16 protein-coding genes are annotated in these 17724 nt (G+C 41.5%); 9 read left to right on the top strand and 7 right to left on the bottom strand.

The window, feature by feature from the left end:
• Window positions 1-73: 73 nt before the first annotated feature.
• The 6 genes from V7K50_RS24760 (at window position 74) to V7K50_RS24735 (ending at window position 5442) form a co-directional block, all read left to right on the top strand.
• On the top strand, window positions 74-1237 hold the full coding sequence (locus V7K50_RS24760; protein WP_334964718.1) for a DUF58 domain-containing protein: 1164 nt from the start codon (window positions 74-76) through the stop codon (window positions 1235-1237).
• Between the two features lie 505 nt (window positions 1238-1742).
• Window positions 1743-2108: a ferredoxin thioredoxin reductase catalytic beta subunit gene (locus tag V7K50_RS24755; RefSeq protein ID WP_334785402.1), complete on the top strand. Its 366-nt coding sequence runs from the start codon at window positions 1743-1745 to the stop codon at window positions 2106-2108.
• The gene (locus V7K50_RS24750; RefSeq protein WP_334964716.1) at window positions 2105-2497 is read left to right on the top strand and encodes a DUF309 domain-containing protein; all 393 of its coding nucleotides are present in this window, start codon (window positions 2105-2107) and stop codon (window positions 2495-2497) included. Before V7K50_RS24755 ends, V7K50_RS24750 begins: the two co-directional genes overlap by 4 nt.
• A gap of 352 nt (window positions 2498-2849) precedes the next feature.
• Window positions 2850-3347, top strand: coding sequence for an LptA/OstA family protein (locus V7K50_RS24745; RefSeq protein ID WP_334964714.1), 498 nt, complete (start codon window positions 2850-2852; stop codon window positions 3345-3347).
• Between the two features lie 30 nt (window positions 3348-3377).
• A complete protein-coding gene (gene lptB, locus V7K50_RS24740; RefSeq protein WP_334964712.1) occupies window positions 3378-4106 on the top strand; it encodes an LPS export ABC transporter ATP-binding protein in 729 nt (242 codons plus the stop codon).
• A 220-nt stretch (window positions 4107-4326) separates the two neighbouring features.
• On the top strand, window positions 4327-5442 hold the full coding sequence (locus V7K50_RS24735; protein WP_334964976.1) for an LptF/LptG family permease: 1116 nt from the start codon (window positions 4327-4329) through the stop codon (window positions 5440-5442).
• 232 nt (window positions 5443-5674) lie between these two features.
• On the opposite strand, the gene V7K50_RS24730 is transcribed toward V7K50_RS24735, so the two are convergent.
• Together V7K50_RS24730 and V7K50_RS24725 are read right to left on the bottom strand one after the other, a co-directional pair.
• On the bottom strand, window positions 5675-6295 hold the full coding sequence (locus V7K50_RS24730; RefSeq protein WP_334964710.1) for a CP12 domain-containing protein: 621 nt from the start codon (window positions 6293-6295) through the stop codon (window positions 5675-5677).
• 214 nt (window positions 6296-6509) lie between these two features.
• The gene (locus V7K50_RS24725) at window positions 6510-6764 is read right to left on the bottom strand and encodes a Precorrin-3B methylase (protein ID WP_334964707.1); all 255 of its coding nucleotides are present in this window, start codon (window positions 6762-6764) and stop codon (window positions 6510-6512) included.
• Window positions 6765-7485: 721 nt separating this feature from the next.
• On the opposite strand from V7K50_RS24725, the gene V7K50_RS24720 reads away from it, so the two are divergent.
• Entirely contained in the window at window positions 7486-8463 is a 978-nt protein-coding gene (locus tag V7K50_RS24720; protein ID WP_334964705.1) for a bestrophin family protein, read from the top strand.
• Between the two features lie 126 nt (window positions 8464-8589).
• On the opposite strand, the gene miaB is transcribed toward V7K50_RS24720, so the two are convergent.
• From miaB to V7K50_RS24700, 4 genes are all read right to left on the bottom strand, one after another.
• Complete coding sequence (gene miaB, locus V7K50_RS24715; protein WP_334964703.1) at window positions 8590-9954, bottom strand: tRNA (N6-isopentenyl adenosine(37)-C2)-methylthiotransferase MiaB; 1365 nt, start codon at window positions 9952-9954, stop codon at window positions 8590-8592.
• A 119-nt stretch (window positions 9955-10073) separates the two neighbouring features.
• On the bottom strand, window positions 10074-11378 hold the full coding sequence (locus tag V7K50_RS24710) for a dihydroorotase (protein ID WP_334964700.1): 1305 nt from the start codon (window positions 11376-11378) through the stop codon (window positions 10074-10076).
• Window positions 11379-11571: 193 nt separating this feature from the next.
• Window positions 11572-12924, bottom strand: coding sequence for a histidine phosphatase family protein (locus tag V7K50_RS24705; RefSeq protein ID WP_334964698.1), 1353 nt, complete (start codon window positions 12922-12924; stop codon window positions 11572-11574).
• Window positions 12925-13319: 395 nt separating this feature from the next.
• Window positions 13320-13673: a hypothetical protein gene (locus V7K50_RS24700; protein WP_334964696.1), complete on the bottom strand. Its 354-nt coding sequence runs from the start codon at window positions 13671-13673 to the stop codon at window positions 13320-13322.
• Window positions 13674-14322: 649 nt separating this feature from the next.
• Here V7K50_RS24700 and V7K50_RS24695 point away from each other — a divergent pair.
• Together V7K50_RS24695 and map are read left to right on the top strand one after the other, a co-directional pair.
• Window positions 14323-14847, top strand: a complete 525-nt coding sequence (locus V7K50_RS24695) for a cupredoxin domain-containing protein (protein ID WP_334964694.1) — start codon at window positions 14323-14325, stop codon at window positions 14845-14847.
• A gap of 280 nt (window positions 14848-15127) precedes the next feature.
• Window positions 15128-15955: a type I methionyl aminopeptidase gene (gene map, locus V7K50_RS24690; protein ID WP_334964692.1), complete on the top strand. Its 828-nt coding sequence runs from the start codon at window positions 15128-15130 to the stop codon at window positions 15953-15955.
• A 155-nt stretch (window positions 15956-16110) separates the two neighbouring features.
• Here the strand turns inward: map and V7K50_RS24685 are convergent, their stop codons facing one another.
• On the bottom strand, window positions 16111-17583 hold the full coding sequence (locus V7K50_RS24685; RefSeq protein ID WP_334964689.1) for a hypothetical protein: 1473 nt from the start codon (window positions 17581-17583) through the stop codon (window positions 16111-16113).
• Window positions 17584-17724: the final 141 nt, after the last annotated feature.

The raw sequence follows: 17724 nt of genomic DNA, 5'->3' as shown, positions 1-17724 counted from the left end.
TTACTTCTATGGCTTTTTTGGCAAACCTCTGAAATACTGTAAATTTCAGTTGGTGTTGAGTTAAAAAAGAAACATGAAAATCATTAAACCCATCACCAACTGGTTAGAAACCCGCGCCTGTGCCCCTGCTTATGGCGGTTGGATACTAGCAGGAACCGCTATTTGTTTTTTTGGAGCAGGTATTAATACGATGGCTGGTTGGCTGTACGCCATTAGCGGCATTAGTTTTGCCCTTTTAGGTGTAGCAGCTATCTTACCGCCGCGATCGCTCACAGGTCTATCCATCAGCCGCCATCCCATACAACCTGTGTCAGCAGGCGATGATCTAATGGTGGAATTAGAAATTCGCAATCAGACACAGCAGCCTGTAAGTTTGTTGCAAATTGAGGATATGCTGCCCTTCGTCTTCGGAAAACCAGTACAAAAGGCAATCGAAACAATTCCTAGCCAAGGCAGTTACCGTTGGGTATATTACCACCCGACTCAGCGCCGGGGCGTTTATCGTTGGCAGACAGTCGAGCTGGGTTCTGGTGCGCCTTTGGGATTGTTCTGGTGTCGCCGTCAACGTGATTGTGCTGCCACAGCGATCGTCTATCCGACAGTGTTACCCTTGGCTACCTGCCCCCTAGTAGACGAAATGGGGCAAGAAGAGAGCAAAAGGGGCGATCCTCGTGGTAGACCCTTGCAGACAGCGACAACGGGGCTGGTGCGATCGCTCCGTCCTTACCGCATCGGAGATCCTACCCGTCTGATCCACTGGCGAACTAGCGCCCGCTATGGCGAGTTAAGGGTGCGAGAGTTAGAAATGGTGACAGGTGGACAAGAAATAATTATTGCCCTCGATAGTGCTGGCAATTGGGAAGAAGAAAACTTTGAGCAAGCAGTAATTGCCGCAGCTTCGTTGTACTTTTATGCACATCAACAGCAATTAGAAGTGCAACTATGGACAGCATCAACAAATTTAATTAAAGGCGATCGCTTTGTTTTAGAAACCTTAGCAGCAACTACAGCCCTAGAAGATGCCAGTTCAGTAGTTCCAAAAAGCTATCCCTTGATTTGGCTGACTCAAAACCCCCTGAGTCTTACTACCCTTCCTCAAGGTAGTCGTTGGGTTTTGTGGCCAAATATTTCTTCACCAGCAGAACCAGAGGTTATCAATAGGGATCATCCTGGTATAGTTTTGCAAAGCGATACAGCACTGCAACCCCAACTGCAAAAAACATTAAATTCGTATTAATCAATACCTTCGGCAAAAAACACATCCTAGAAGCTTATGGGCGTTATAACATAGGTAATTCAGCAAATTGTCCTAATCAAACACCATCATTTTAGGATTTAGGGACTGACAAATCAAAAAACATCCCAAATTTTTTTGTGGGATGGGTATCCCCACCCTTCACGGATTGAGGGCGCTCATGTTGCCCACCCCACAAGATAGATGGATAATTTATTTCTTGTCACTCCCTTAGACGGGTCACAGCTTCCTTTGTTGATCAGAATAAATCAACCTTTTGACTTTTAAAGTCTGCCTCAAGATACAACTTGAATTTTGATTAGCTTAGAAGTTAAGTTTGTGTGATTTCCTAGATTGTCTCTGATCCCAGCACACCTAGAGATATCAGCCTTCCAGCAAAGTTAAAACAATTTGAGCAAGCAAGGTTGGGGAAATACACCCAGTAATCCCCACATGAGGCTAAGGTACAATGCAAAGAAATATTTAAATTATGAGCGACGGATTCCAAATGATCACATCAGAACATAACACAAAATCCAGCGATAAAAGCCTAGAGGCAATGCGGCATTTTTCCGAACAATACGCCAAGCGTACTGGAACCTACTTCTGTTCTGAACCTTCTGTTACCGCAGTTGTGATTGAAGGACTAGCCAAACATAAAGACGATCTAGGTGCGCCTTTATGTCCCTGTCGCCACTATGAAGATAAAGAGGCTGAGGTTCACGCCACATATTGGAACTGTCCCTGTGTGCCCATGAGAGAACGCAAAGAGTGCCATTGTATGTTGTTCCTTACTCCTGATAATGAGTTTGCTGGAGAAAAACAAGAAATATCTCTCGAAACAATTAAAGAAGTACGAGAGAGCATGGGATGAGCGAAATCATGCCCCAAGAGTTTTGGCAAGGTGTAGAACAGTTCAATTCTGGTCAGTTCTACGCCTGTCATGACACTTTAGAGGCTTTGTGGATTGAAGCTGGCGAACCGGAAAAAACCTTTTATCAAGGCATTCTCCAAATTGCTGTGGCACTCTATCATCTGGAGAATCGCAACTGGCGAGGTGCAGTAATTCTATTGGGAGAAGGCGGCAATCGCCTGCGGCGTTACCCATCTAGTTACGGTGGCGTTGATGTAGATGAGCTATTGAGTCAGAGCGCAGCATTGTTGACGACATTACAACAAATAGGGCAAGATTTGATTGCCACTGGCGATCTGGGTGCAAATAAAGTCTTATCTTTGCCTAGAATTGTGCTAACTACTGATTAGACATCTCCGAAAAAGAATTGTTTTGACGTAGCACTGCTACCTCTCTACAAGGGTTCTGGGCAAGGCACAATTCATCAATTGTGCTTACCTCATTTTCACTCAGATGTCAATTTCCTGAAACCTTGAGGTTGGGGATAGCGTCACTATTTCAGCCAGTAGTTATCGTCAATCACTCCAGATTGGATATTTCATATCTGGAGCAAGTACTTGAGATAATTACAGGACTTACGCAAACAATAGCCGAAAAGAATGATTTTGAAGTAGGGGCAATTCATGAATTGCCCCTATGGCCTGTAGTTTTGCATAATTCCTAAATTAGAATACAAGCTGAAATCCTGAATCCTAAACTGCTATGATGCCCTGCTATCAATTGCCTTTATCACAGATGCGTCGCTTTGGATTAGCTTTAATGCTGCCAGTTGCACTCTTGGGCGCTTTTGTTTTCCCTAACCAAGTGCAAACCGCTACTGCACAAACATCTAAAGAAAATCGCCCCCTGACTATCCGCGCTGATGTGCAAGAATATGACTCCAAAAATCAAGTAGTCACCGCTCGCGGTAATGTGCAAATGTTGTATCCGGCTCGCCAGATTCAGGCAACGTCTGCCCAAGCACAGTATTTTAGTAAAGAACGCCGAATTGATTTCAGTGGCAATGTCTATATTTTGCAACAGGGTGGTAACAGTATTCGGGCAGAGAAAGTAACCTATTTAATTGATGAAGGGCGATTTGTCGCTTTACCCCAATCCAACCGTCAGGTAGAGTCCATCTACATGGTGCAGGAATCAGATAATGATGGACAAACTGCGAAACCTGCCCCAAAAACACCGGCATTCAAACCTGCTAATTAGCATTTACCACCAAAAAAAGGTGCTGACAGCGTGAAAATTGTTTTAGAGAATATTCACAAATCTTACGGCAAGCGGTTAATTGTCAATCGTGTTAACCTTTCTGTTGCTCAGGGCGAAGTTGTTGGTTTACTAGGCCCCAATGGGGCTGGTAAAACAACAACCTTTTACATTGCCACAGGTTTAGAAAAACCCAATCAAGGAAAAGTTTGGCTGGGTAGTCTGGATGTTACGGGAATGCCAATGCACAAAAGGGCGCGATTGGGTATTGGCTATTTAGCACAAGAAGCAAGTGTTTTTCGCCAACTGTCGGTAGAAGATAATATTCTGTTGGTGCTAGAACAAACGAATGTGCCACGATGGGAGTGGCCAAGACGACTCACAACTTTACTGCGGGAGTTTCGGTTGGAAAAATTAGCTAAGAGTAAAGGAATTCAACTTTCTGGTGGTGAGCGACGACGGACGGAATTAGCGAGGTCTTTAGCTGCTGGACGAGAAGGTCCAAAATTTTTACTTTTGGATGAACCATTTGCGGGAGTTGATCCGATCGCAGTTTCAGAAATTCAGCAAATCGTGGCACAACTGCGCGATCGCGGTATGGGAATCTTAATTACAGATCATAATGTCCGCGAAACCCTGGCCATTACCGATCGCGCCTACATCATGCGCGAGGGACAAATCCTCGCTTTTGGCGCTGCTGACGAACTCTACAGCAACCCCCTCGTGCGACAGTATTATTTGGGGGATAACTTTCAAGTCTAAATTAACAATTATTTAGTTAATAATTTCAAAGGATATTTTGATTGTTTATTTTTCACTATGAATTTCTTAGTTAATTCTCAGCTATTGAGAATTTAATTTTGATATTAAACATATATTTGACTTTACCAGAGTTGCCAATATTTAACTTTTTAAGTTGCTTATGATATCAAAGAAACTCACGTCTTTCAACAGTATCTATTCGCTGTTGCCTTTTACGATCATGGATCGCTACCTTACCAGCGAATTGTTAGCGCCGTTTTTCTTTGGTGTCGGAGCTTTTTCATCACTTGGTGTCACCATTGATGCTGTATTTGATCTCGTCAGAAAAATCGTAGAATCGGGGCTACCCATAGACATTGCTATTCAAGTTTTTTTGTTAAAATTTCCCAACTTTATCGTTTTAGCTTTCCCCATGTCTACGCTGCTGGCGACTTTGATCACCTACAGTCGTCTTTCTAGCGAGAGCGAATTAATCGCCCTGCGTGGTTGTGGGGTCAGCGTCTATCGCATAGTGCTAACTGCTGTGATGTTAAGTCTTGTGGTTACAGTAATGACATTTGTGTTTAACGAACAAATTGCACCAGCAGCAAATTATCAAGCGACGATGACTTTGGATAAAGCCCTGAAATCAGACAAGCCAATTTTAAAACAGCAAAATATTTTCTATCCTGAATACCAGGATGTTGCCCAACCGGATGGTTCTAAGAATCGGATATTGACACGCTTGTTTTACGCTGACCAATTTGATGGTAAACGGATGACAGGGTTAACGATTGTAGATCGCTCAACAAAAGGTCTGAATCAAATTGTCGTATCAGAATCTGCCCAGTGGAATCCTTCTCAAAACGTTTGGGATTTTTACAACGGTACGATCTATTTTGTCGCTGCCGATCGCTCTTATCGCAACATCGTTAGATTTGAACACCAACAACTGCAACTACCGCGCACGCCATTAAGTCTGGCAGAAAAAAGCCGAGACTACGGTGAGATGAATATTTCTGAATCACTACAGCAACTAGAAGTGGAACTTCTCGGTGGCGATCGCCAAAAAATTCGGAAACTGGAAGTGCGGATTCAACAAAAAATCTCGTTGCCCTTTGTATGTGTAGTTTTTGGGTTAGTCGGTGCAGCGATGGGAAGCATACCCCAGCGAACTGGCAGAGGTACCAGCTTTGGGATTAGCGTCATAGTTATATTTTCGTACTACTTAATTTTCTTTATTAGTGGTGCGATCGCGCAAGCAGGTGTCCTCTCTCCTTTTATGGGGGCTTGGTTGCCCAACTTCCTTTTTTTGGGAATAGGTCTATTCTTATTGATACGAGTTGCCAAACGGTAAATTGAGATAGCAGGGAGCAGAGGGAGTGAGGGACAAGAATTATAACCAATGCCGCATCCCCCATGCCCAATGCCCAATACTTCGACTCCTTTCGACTTCTCTACGAGACGCTACGCGAACGCTCAAGGCAAGTCGCTCAGTACAAGTGCCCAATACTTCGACTTACCTCGGCTTCGCTCGGCACAAGTCGCTCAGTACAAGTGCCCAATGCCCCCTCATCCCCACACTTCAATTACGGATGATAATTTCGACATTCCGGTGCATTTGGGTTTTCCTTGCAATATTCTTCAAAAGAGACTTTGGCTGATACCATACCCTCAGATTTCTGATGAGCGGCTTCTGCCTGGAGTTCTTCTACTTCATCCCACGCAGCTGCACAGGTTTTAGAATAAGCACCTTGTTCGGTGCAAATAGCACGAGCCTGTTCAATTGCTTTTTGAATTCTCTCCTCCAGCAGTAGCGCTGTTGGCGCTTCTACAAAGTCGCTTTTGGTCAAAATGTCGGTAATGGAGATGATACCCAACAGCTTGCCTTGAATCACAGGTGCGCGATGAATACCAGTGTTAGCAAATAACCGCGCTACATATTCCACACCCAAATCAGGATTGACCACAATGCAGGGCTTGCTCATAATTTCGTAAACCCGCACTTGCTTTGGGTCTTTACCGTAGGCTGTTACTTTATAGACAATATCCGTTTCTGTAACAATGCCATAAGCATCATTGTCATAGCGACGATCCACAACCAGCGCCCGCAATGCTTTTTCCTTCATCAGCCCCACCGCCTCAGCAACTGTTGCCGAACCGCGAATGGTAACTACATCTTTGGTCATGATATCTTCAGCTTTCATCATTGGTGTAGTCTCCTGGTTAATAGTTCGGTGCAGTACAGCGCCCTCATGGACGTATCGAAGTATGCAACCTATAGTTTGCTAACTAGAAAGTAAAAAGTTGAACTTTTACCCAGCTACAACAATAAATTAGACCAGTTGTTAACTGCTGATGTTATCCAATGTGACCAATGCCCAAAAACTAGTCATAAATTGTGATAATATCCCAGCAAGGAACCTAGTGTGACCTAGGTGGCGTTCGATGTAAGCCAAAGTATTTTTCACTGCGGTAACGCAACCATACCCTTAGAACTTGGGGAATCTGATCTTTTTGTTCCTTGCTGAGGGTGTTGTAAAGAACTAAGGCGCGATCGCGCTCACCCCGACAAGCAGCATTATTATGAGCATCCCAATAGCTGCGAGCTACTCGAATTCGCCGACAGACTTCTTTAATCAGCGCTTCTGGTGTAAGTGGAGCCTCCTGTTTTGCCATATTCAGATGCTATAGGTTTCTCATATCATCTTAGCGAGTCTGACTCATCTTCACAATTGCAACTAATACCAATCAAATAGTTCACTAATGACGAGCAAGTTTCAGCCTAAATTATTCAACACCATAATAGCCATATTTTGATGATAGGTTGGGTGTTTAACTATTGCTATACGTTTGGTTCTTTGCTGCAATGCAGATAATTTGAATTAACCCATCCTGACAAACCATTAATTCTAGTATTAGACCCTTGAATTACACTTACATAAGTCCAGATACCTTCTTGTTTCTTCAATAAAACATTATTTCCATTATGAAGACCAGGCGTAAGCACCATCGGGAGATTGACGCTTACACCCAACAAATTTGGGCTTTATCTTCTTAAGTTGATACCAATATACAGGTGTACACCCCTACAGCCGATTTATGTGTTGCTAAAATTTTGTTAGAGAGTGTTATATCATGCCCGCTTGATTACTTAATAAACCCAATACAACGAGAAAAGCAAGTTCAAGTTTATGCTGAAGAATTGGAAGACAGTCATGAATTTACCTACCTAAAGAGGGTTAACAGAAATAAATTTAAATGTTAAAAATAGGATTTGTGTTGGTTGATTATAGTTACATGACGGGCGCTATTTTTAAACCTACATCTTGCTTAAGCAAGATATTTTTAGCTAAAAAAGTTAGTTTGCTAATTGATATAATCCTCAAACCAGATCAATATGAAACGACCCAGCTATTTTCAAAATCATTCCAAAAACTCTTTAAGAGAAAAGTATCATCTTTACAAAGGCGAAAAATTGAACTGGCTTCAAGTAACTCTTCGGCTTGAAAGGTCAATTATTTCTATTATTCTTCCTTGGGTAATTTTTTGTACTGCCTATGGAATTTTAATATCATTTTTGAATTATTTAGGATTACCAATAGCATTTTCAGATTCCAACAAAATTCTTACTAATGCTGTTTTAAGTTTTAATATTGGTTTCACATTACTATTAGTCTTTCGGACTAATACAGCCCATGATAGATTTTGGGAAGGTCGTCAACTATGGGGAGCTTTAGTTAATACATCTCGTAACTTAACTCGTGGAATTTGGATAATAATTAAAGATAAGACACCGCAAGATAGATTAGAAAAAGAGTCAATACTTCGGTTAGTAACTGCTTTTGCAGTTGCAATGAAGTTACATCTAAGATCAGTCCCTTTAGATACTCATCTGGCATCCTTAATGTCTGAAAAACAATATTTACAACTCCAAGATACTAATCATCCTCCACTACAAATTGCTTACTGGATAGGAGATTACTTGCAGAATCAGCATGATCGGAATCGTCTAAATGTCTATCAACTGACAACTCTACATAACTGCGTAGATGATTTAGTAGATATTTTAGGTGGTTGTGAACGCATTTTAAAAACGCCACTGCCTTTGATATATACTATTAAACTTAGACAACTGTTATTAATTTTTTGTTTGATATTACCTTTGGAAATTGTTGACTTTTTAAATTGGTGGACTGGTCTAGTAATGGCTTTTGTAAGTTTTACATTATTAAGTATTGAACAAATTGGCTCAGAAATCGAAGAACCTTTTGGGCTTGATCCCAATGACTTACCTTTAAATGCGATTTGCAATACAATCTCAAACAATGTTGAAGAATTAATCAGGCTTGCTTCTAACAATGTTCGTTCTTCCTAAATCTATAAGGGACTTACAAGAAATAAATTATCCATCTTGTGGGGTGGGCATCCTACCTGCCCTAAAGGTTGGACGGGTGCGGACACCCATCCCACAAGAAAATTTCGGATGTTTTTTATCTGGTTATTATTGCAAAATGGTTTGCCTCACTTCAATTGGTTCACCCGTCAAGCTAAAAGGGCGGACTTCGGTGATTTTTACCTTCACTAATTGCCCTTGAAGTTCTTTGATGTTGCCACTAAAAAATGTCAAACGATTACCGCCAGTGCGTCCCATCACCTGGGTTTGATCTTTAAGATTTTGGTCTTCTACTAAAACTTCTTCAATGCGTCCAAAGTAACGTTGCGATCGCTCTGCTACTTTCAAGTTTCCCAAATGATTGAGCCGTTGCAGGCGATCGCTTTTAATTTCTTCACTCAGCTGATTGTCCCACAAAGCGGCGGGTGTCCCTGGACGCGGTGAATATGCTGCTGTATTCAACATATCAAAGCCAATATCTTCCACCAGTTTCAGGGTATTTTCAAACTGTGCTTCTGTCTCCCCAGGAAAACCGACAATGGCATCGGCACTAATGGAGGCATCTGGCATATACCGCCGAATGGTATCGATAATCCGGCGATATTTCTCATGGGTATAACCCCGCGCCATCGCCTTTAAAAGTTCATTATCCCCAGATTGAAAGGGAATGTGAAAGTGTTTGCACACCTTGGGTAACTCAGCACAAGCCTGAATTAACCTCTCCGTAAAATAACGGGGGTGACTGGTAGCAAATCTTAGCCTTTCAATCCCCGGCACATCATGCACGTAATAAAGCAAATCTGTAAAGTTTTGCAGATGCCGACCTTCTGGTGTCACTCCCGGTAAATCTCTACCGTAAGCATCAATATTTTGACCGAGTAAAGTAATTTCTTTGTAACCTTGCCGTCCTAATTCTGCCATTTCAGCCCGGATAGCTGACGGCGTGCGAGATTGTTCGACACCTCGCACATTGGGAACTACGCAATAGGTGCAGCGTTCGTTACAGCCGTAAATCACATTCACCCAAGCTGTCACTGTACTATCCCGTCGCGGCTGGGTGATATCTTCAATAATGTGAACTGCTTCAGTTGCTACAACTTGGTTGCCCTCAAACACCGACTCCAACAAATCTTTGAGGCGGTTGGCGTGTTGTGGCCCCATTACCAAGTCTAATTCTGGCACTCGCCGTAACAGCGCTTCTCCTTCTTGCTGGGCAACACAACCAGCAACAATGAGAGTTAAATCAGGCTGCTCATGTTTGCGCTTCGCTTGTCTGCCGAGGTAGGAATATACCTTTTGTTCCGCATTATCCCGAATTGTGCAGGTATTGTAGAGAATCACATCTGCATGATTCGGGTCTTCACACCATTCAAAGCCCATATCTTCCAAAACGCCAGCCATGCGCTCTGAGTCAGCTTTATTCATCTGACAACCGAAAGTAGTGATGTGGTAGTGGCGTTTAGAAGTGGTCATGGGCAATTCTGCTGAATCAGCGTAATGTATATAGGGTTTCTTTCTATTCTATAAGTTTGAAATGCCAATACATTAATACCTCTCTAAAAAGTCCCAGATATCAGAGTATTTTGGATTTTTTAACACCAGGTTTGCACAACATGACCCTTTAACTGTTGTCCTAACCAAGGTGTATTTTGTGAAAGTGTATAAAGACTTTTCCGTTCAACTTTCCAGGTTTGCTGGGGATCAAATAAAGTCAGTTCTGCTGGTTGATCAGGTGCGATCGCACTGACTTTTTGCCCTAAACACTTGGCTGGACTGGAACTCAATGCCCGCCATAATTCTAAAGCTGTAAATTCTCGACTTTCAACGAGATACTGCCACAGCAAAGGTAATGCTAATTCTAAACCAATTGCTCCGGGTGGTGCTTCGGCAAAAGCTTGGACTTTTTCTTCGTAACTGTAGGGTGTGTGGTCAATGGCGATCGCATCGATCACACCTGCACGTACCCCTGCACGCAACGCCGCCACATCACGAGAATTACCTAAAGGCGGGTCTAAATGCAAGCTGGTGTGATAACTCTTAACTGCTTTGGTATCAAGTAAAAGGTGCATCCAGGTGGTGCTGGCGGTGATGGGTAAACCAGCTGCCTTCGCTGAGGCGATTAATTCCACACTGCGAGCTGTGGAGACACGCATGATATGGACTGGTGTGCCGATTGTTGCAACCAATTCTAGCATTGCGGCGATCGCAGTAGTTTCAGCACTGGCGGGTATTGGCGGTAAACCGAAACGGAGAGCATCTGACCCTTCTCTCATTACACCATTTGCTGTTAATTGGCGATCGCTAGGCCAAAATGCTACTGGTTTACCCAAGGGCTGGAGATACTCTAACACTCCCCGCACCAACGCCAAATTTTCTAAGGGTTTACCATCCGTAAAACCAACAACTCCAGCAGCCGCTAAATCTGCCAATTCCGTCATCTGTTTCCCAGCAACATCTAAGGTGATAGCACCCCAAATATGAAGCAGGGGGAGAGGAGAAACAGGGGGAGCCAAATTAATTTTCTCCTTCTCCCTCATTTCCTTCATCTCCCCACGTCTTTTTTGCTGCAACTGTGCCACAAGCGCGGGGTTATCAATAACTGGGGATGTATCGGGTAAAATGCTAACTCTGGTAAAGCCGCCAGCAGCAGCAGCTTGTAAGAAAGACAAAAGAGTTTCCCGTTCTTCAAAGCCAGGTTCACCAGAGTGGCTGTACAAATCCACTAACCCAGGGCCGAGAACTAATCCCTGACAATCTCTGATTTGAGTATCAGAACTGATATCAGAAATGTGCGAAGCCACTGCTTGGATATAACCATCAGCAATCAGCACATCCAAGAGTTCATCGATTTCAGAAACTGGGTCAATCACCCGTACTTTTTGTAGCAGTTCCGTCATAAAAATTAGGAGTTAGGGGTTATGAGTTATGAGTTAAGTAGGTAGGCATAATTAAACATAAAATAAAATCCTAGTTCGTAGTCAGCAATTCATCGCTCAAAGCAAGGATTATCAAGACTAAAGTCCTTACTACAAACTTGAATTTATTTTTCACTCCTAACTCCTAACTCCTAACTCCTCACTCATAACTTTATTACAATGCCCCTGCTGCTGTTTTATCTAGTACACCTCCACCCAAATGAGTGGTGATGTTCATCGCTTGCAATACTGGTAAACCATCGATACCAGAAGGGTAGTCAATAACACTGACTGCGCCATTTCCCTGGCGAAAATTCCAGAAATTTTCTAGCGATAAACCCAGAATGTGACAAAGCAAGGTTTTATTAGTAGCGTCATGAGCTACTACTAATACAGTTTTAAATTGATTGGTTGATGCAGCTTGCACAATTGATTGCCAAGCTGCAACGCTGCGCTCCCACACTTGTTGCAAATTCTCCCCTTCAGGCATTTGCACTTGGGCTGGTACTATCCGCCAGCGCTGTAACTCTCCCGGAAACTCCTGCTCTATCTCTGTTTCTAATTTTCCTTCCCAGAGTCCGTGACTGATTTCTCTCAAGCCATCTTGCAATTCTAACTTTACATTCGGATGTTGTTTTAAGATAATTTCTGCTGTTTCTTTCGGACGTAGCATTGTGCTAATGCAAGCAAAATCAATCGCTACCTCTTGGAGAAATTCACCTGCTTTTTGCGACTGTTGTCTACCGTTGTCATTGAGGGGGACATCAATTTGTCCTTGAAACCTGGTTTGGCGATTCCAGTCGGTTTCACCATGACGCACTAGCAACAACCGTACTCCTTGATGATCTGGTCGCAATGAGGGTAGAGTTTCTCCAGTGTGTTGTGTCTGATTTAAGGACTCTAATTGGACTGGTTCGCCCAATCCCCCAGCAAAATTTAGTACAGTGATGCCACAGTTAGATTGCTGTATTGAATGGTAGCGACTTGGAGGGATGGATAGCGCCGTGCTAATGAGGGCGCGATTAATTCCGTTATGTCCCACTATGAGAATAGTTTCGCCTTGATGCTGAGACAAAATTTCTTGCCAAAACTGCCGTGCTTGTTCGTATAAAGCAAGAACGGGAAAATGTTCTCTTGTCCCTTGTGCATCATTAAGCAACATCCGCAGTTCATCGGGGCGTTGATGCCAAGTGCGGTAGTCTTCGGCAAATTTTTGCTTGACTTGGGCAGTCAGTAGTGCTTCCCATAAAGGCAGGTCAATTTCTAGCAGCAAATCAGAAACTTGGACTACAGCAGATTGTTCCGAATGAGTAGCTAACTCACTATGGATAATATCTGCTGTGTGTTTCGCCCGTTGCAAGGGACTGCTGTAAATCGCATTAAATAAAATATTACTGAGGGCTTTGCCTACAAGACTTGCATCGTTACGACCTTTTTCGGTTAATGTTGACGCATCAGTGCGTCCTTGGATACGCCGCTCGGTGTTATAACCACTTTGACCGTGACGCACAATGATGACACGAGTCATCTCAAAGCCCTCCTCTATCTAGACGATTAATTCTACTGCAAAATGATTGCAAAATTATCGACTAGGGAACAGGGATTTTGTTAGGTGCAAAATTTTATTCTCGTAGGGGAGACAGGATGGGCAGCAAAAACCCTCATACATAAGCTAATCAGCATTCATTTTTCCACAATGATTCGCTTGTAGTGAGGGCTTCAGCCCTGCTTTTATGCAATTTAAATGCCAATTAGCTTAACACTAAAGTGTTTACTACAAACTCCCTTAAACCGTCATCATATATGTGAGTGATGGAGTAATAGCTTTGTTTTATTCTGAAATGCGCCCAGCACACAGACTGCTGATTGTAAAGCGAATAAGACATCTATGCTCAAAACTACTACGTCAACCTTTATACCTAACTATTCCCTCCTGATATCTAAATGTACTTGCAATCCATCATTGTCACTCCCCGACTGAGCTGGTGTTAAGAAAACAGAAGTGTCTGGCAGTGATAATGATTCGTTAAAGTCGATTTTGACTGGAGTTTTATTGTCTCTTCTATTATTGTTGGAAATGCTTGCTGGATTAGTTTGCTCAAAAAAGCTTTTAAAGTCATTTTTGGCTGTTCTACTATCAATTCCAACTAGAGAATTACCAGTCGCTCTGTATTCTCCTCCATTTAAGCTCGATACTGGTGACTGTGCATATACATGGCTTCCTAAGGTTGCAAAGGCTGCCGTAATCCCCAAGAAAGCAATAATTTTGGTGTTCATTTTTTTATCCAAATTATCTTTAATATTGCTTGTCTTTATTATCTGGGCAAATTATTTTAATTAACTCTACCTTTGGGTTGTGTAAGAATAATTGTATTAGGTATATACTTAGATCGTCAATACTTGATGCTGTTTCTGACACTGCCAAGCTATTATAACTTTGGCATTTATTTATACAGCATAATTACCTCACTCAGTTTTCAAGTGAGGACTAGCCCTTTGAAGGTGGGTAAAAATTTTGGTCAAAGAATCCCTCATTACTCTGTGTTCTCTGCGCCTAACAAGGTTAGATAAATTACTTTTAAACCGCAGAGGCACGGAGAGCGCAGAGAGGAAATCAGAGATTTTCTGAGTCACCTTGAAAGGGCTAATAATAGGACTTACGCATTGACAGGAAAGAGCAAATATGGTTGATTTGAAAAACCACATTTGTCGTAGGGGCAATTCATGAATTGCCCCTACCGTGCGGGTTTACAACAATCAAAGAATAATTCATAAAAACCGGAAACGACGTATTTACCTTGATACACAACATAATTCTTTTGTACGGTGCGTAAGTCCTAGATAATATAAAAAATGGGTGAAGTGGTTTTTCCCGCTACCTATTAATTGTTCCTGCTCACCAGCATTGCCTTTTCAGAACTACCGAATGAAAATTTACAACCATTTATATCAAATTATAATTACATTTCTGACTTTCCCCACTACTGCTTTGCTGCAAATATTACGGCGTAACTACGTGATATTATCGTTGATCGTGGAACTAAATTTCATCGCTGCTACTCCAGCAATGGCGGCGAATTTATCTGGCGATTTACTCAAGCAACCAGCTACAGAAATTACAATTAGCTTGGGTAATTCAGCTAATGAACTCAAGTTTGAACCAAATCATCTGGAACTACTCGCTGGCAAACGCTATCAACTACGGCTTACCAATCCCAGCCAACTGAAGCACTATTTTACTGCTAAAGATTTTGCCGATGGCATCTGGACACAAAAAGTCCAAGCAGGCAAAGTAGAAATAAAAGGAGCCATTCACGAACTAGAACTCAAGCCAGGTGCTGAGGCAGAATGGGTATTTGTACCCCTCAAATCTGGTACTTATGGCTTGCGTTGTCCAATACCGGGACATACGGAAGCAGGTATGACTGGAGAGATTGTCATCAAGAATTAAAAATTATTCGACTCAGTATTTGGCAGAGGTCTAATGTTTCAATTAAGCATAATTGAACTAAGTCCCATAGTGTGCGGCGAAAAATAATTTCGGGCGATTTTGATTCAAGTCCAACACATTAGGAGTACGGGAATGTGTTATTGTATATACTTTAGAGGCTAAACTGGAAGAATCCCTATCAGGGATTAAAATAACTTAAATTATAGATATTATTTCTCAAGTAATCTAGAGAAAGCATTGATACTTCAACGGCAGAGCCAGTAGTAATTATTAATTTCCTATGAACATTTTCAGTAACTTACTTTCTCAAACAACTCAGCCTGGAACATCGAAAAAACAGCGCCGAGGAATTGAAATTAAATCGCCGCGTGAAATTGAAATCATGCGGCAATCAGCGAAAATTGTGGCAACTGTCCTCAAAGAAATTTCTGAGCTAGTAAAGCCAGGAATGACTACGGCTGATTTGGATACTTATGCAGAAAAACGTATCCGCGAAATGGGTGCAACACCCAGTTTTAAAGGATATCACGGTTTTCCAGGTTCTATCTGCTCCAGTATTAATAATGAAGCTGTACATGGCATTCCTAGTCCCAAAAAAGTGATTCGTGTGGGGGATGTATTAAAAGTAGATACGGGCGCTTATTACCAAGGCTTTCATGGTGATTCTTGCATTTCAATTGCTGTCGGTGAAGTGACCCAAGAAGCTGCAAAATTAATTCGCATAGCAGAAGAAGCTTTATATAAAGGCATTGAACAAGTAAAAGCCGGTGTATACTTACTTGACTTAGCTGGAGCAATTGAAGACCATGTGAAAGCTAACGGTTTTAGTATAGTCGAAGAGTTCACTGGACACGGTGTAGGTCGTAACCTGCATGAAGAACCTTCAGTATTCAACTACCGTACCCGCGAAATGCCAAATGTTAAACTTCGTGCGGGGATGACGCTGGCAATTGAGCCAATTTTAAATGCGGGTTCTAGACACACGCGGACATTATCTGACCGTTGGACAGCTGTCACTATGGATAATTCTTTGTCGGCTCAGTTTGAGCATACAGTATTGGTGACAGAGACTGGTTATGAGATTTTGACTGATCGTTCTAAGTTGTAATTGTTAGTTATCAGTCTTGTCCATCTCTGCTATCTGAATGAGAACCGCTAAATAATAATACTATCTAATTGGTGAAAATTCGCGGTTTCCAGATCCCCAAGTTATTTAATAAGCTGGGGATCTAATTCTAATTTTTAACAACTGATTTATGATTGCTATATTTGACTGATAGCCTCATAGTTAGTTTTATAAATAGAAAGCATCTCTTTAGCTTGTACAGAGACAGATGTACTCTCTGGAATAGCTTCTAATAAGTTGATTGCTTGTTCCCATTTATCTTGTGCTTGCTGCCGATTTAGTTGTGAATAAGGTGAATTATCAACAAATAAATTAGCTTCTATTGCTAGTTTTTGGGCTGATTCTAAGTTTGCTAAGGCTTTGTGTTCAATTAACACTCTTTGACTGATAGATTTATAGTTAATCTGATAGTAAGCTAATTTATTCTTTGCCTCGTCATAAACTGATGCTTCATGAGGAATACTATCTAACAAGATTATTGCCTGATGCCATTTGTTTTGTGCTTGTTGCCAGACTTTTAGAGGATGGGGCGGATTTTGAACCAGAGAAGCAGCCTCCATACCGAGTTTTTGAGCAGATTTAAACTTAGCAAACCCACTTCCTTCTTGAGTTAAACTTAGACTTATCTGCTGCAATTGTGGACTTTGCTCTTGAAGTTTCCAACTACCAAAAGTTAAGATTAATAAACTTGAGGCTATAATCAAAGCTGAACGGACTATTTTTTGTGTCGAAAACTTTGGTAATATTTCTACTTGCTGGCTAAGAATTGGTTTTTTACTACTTTCTTGTTCAATCCTTTTTAGGGCTTGTTCTGCCTGTCCACTTAAAATTTCACTTTGAATAATTAGGGTAGCAATTTCTTCTTTAAAAAACTCACAATCATTAAGGATATCTGTTAATTCTTGAAAATCATTTTCACTCGATATAATTAATTCATGGTCATCATCTAACCACTCTAAAGCGAAGCCAGATTTACCATAAAAAGCAGAGACTCCTAATAAAATATTTAATAAACTATGACTAGTTTTAATAGTATTAAAAATATAATTTAATCTTTCCTGTAACTGTAATAGGTCTTTTTGGCAATTTATAATTTCTTGAATTTGACGTTCTAAAACATGAGAGTTGCTCAAGTGTAAGTTGATCTTTAAGCTTTCAGAAATTACTTGAAACCTCGTGGGTAAACTTGGATGGCTAATATCAAAATTAAGTTGGTTGACCAACTTAATATCACTGAGAATATCAGCAGCTATTGCCTGCAAAAAGTAACCCCATTCAATCCAAGAATCAATTTTTGGTTGTAAATCAGTTAATGAGACTTTAGTTTCTGGGTTGCCAAATTTTTCGGCGATCGCTGGATCTACTAATTTGACGCTAGGTATCAACAAACTAGCTCCTGTGGCTATTCGAGGAAGTGTGGCGATCGCCGAATTTTTGATGCGATCAAATCTCAATTCTTGAGCGATTAATTTTTTAATATTTCGTAGTTGTTCTTGAGCATTATTGATCAGGATAATTTGTTCCATGATTTCATTAGAATCGCCAATAGTCAGTTTTAGACTCTGAATCAGTGTCGGCAATTCACTAACAAGTATTTCTAGGTTAGCCATAAATACCCCTTGGGGATTTGTCGAAAGTTTATGCGAAACAATTAAAATGGCTTGAGTGAGAATATAACCACGCCTGTTGCATCTGAGCATCCTAGTTGAGTAAGAAATTTTAGGAGCTATAAAATGTATAATTCCCATAAA

It is taken from the genome of Nostoc sp. (genome assembly GCF_036917135.1).
Lineage (GTDB): Bacteria > Cyanobacteriota > Cyanobacteriia > Cyanobacteriales > Nostocaceae > Nostoc.
This window is presented reverse-complemented; position numbering and strand designations above follow the sequence as displayed.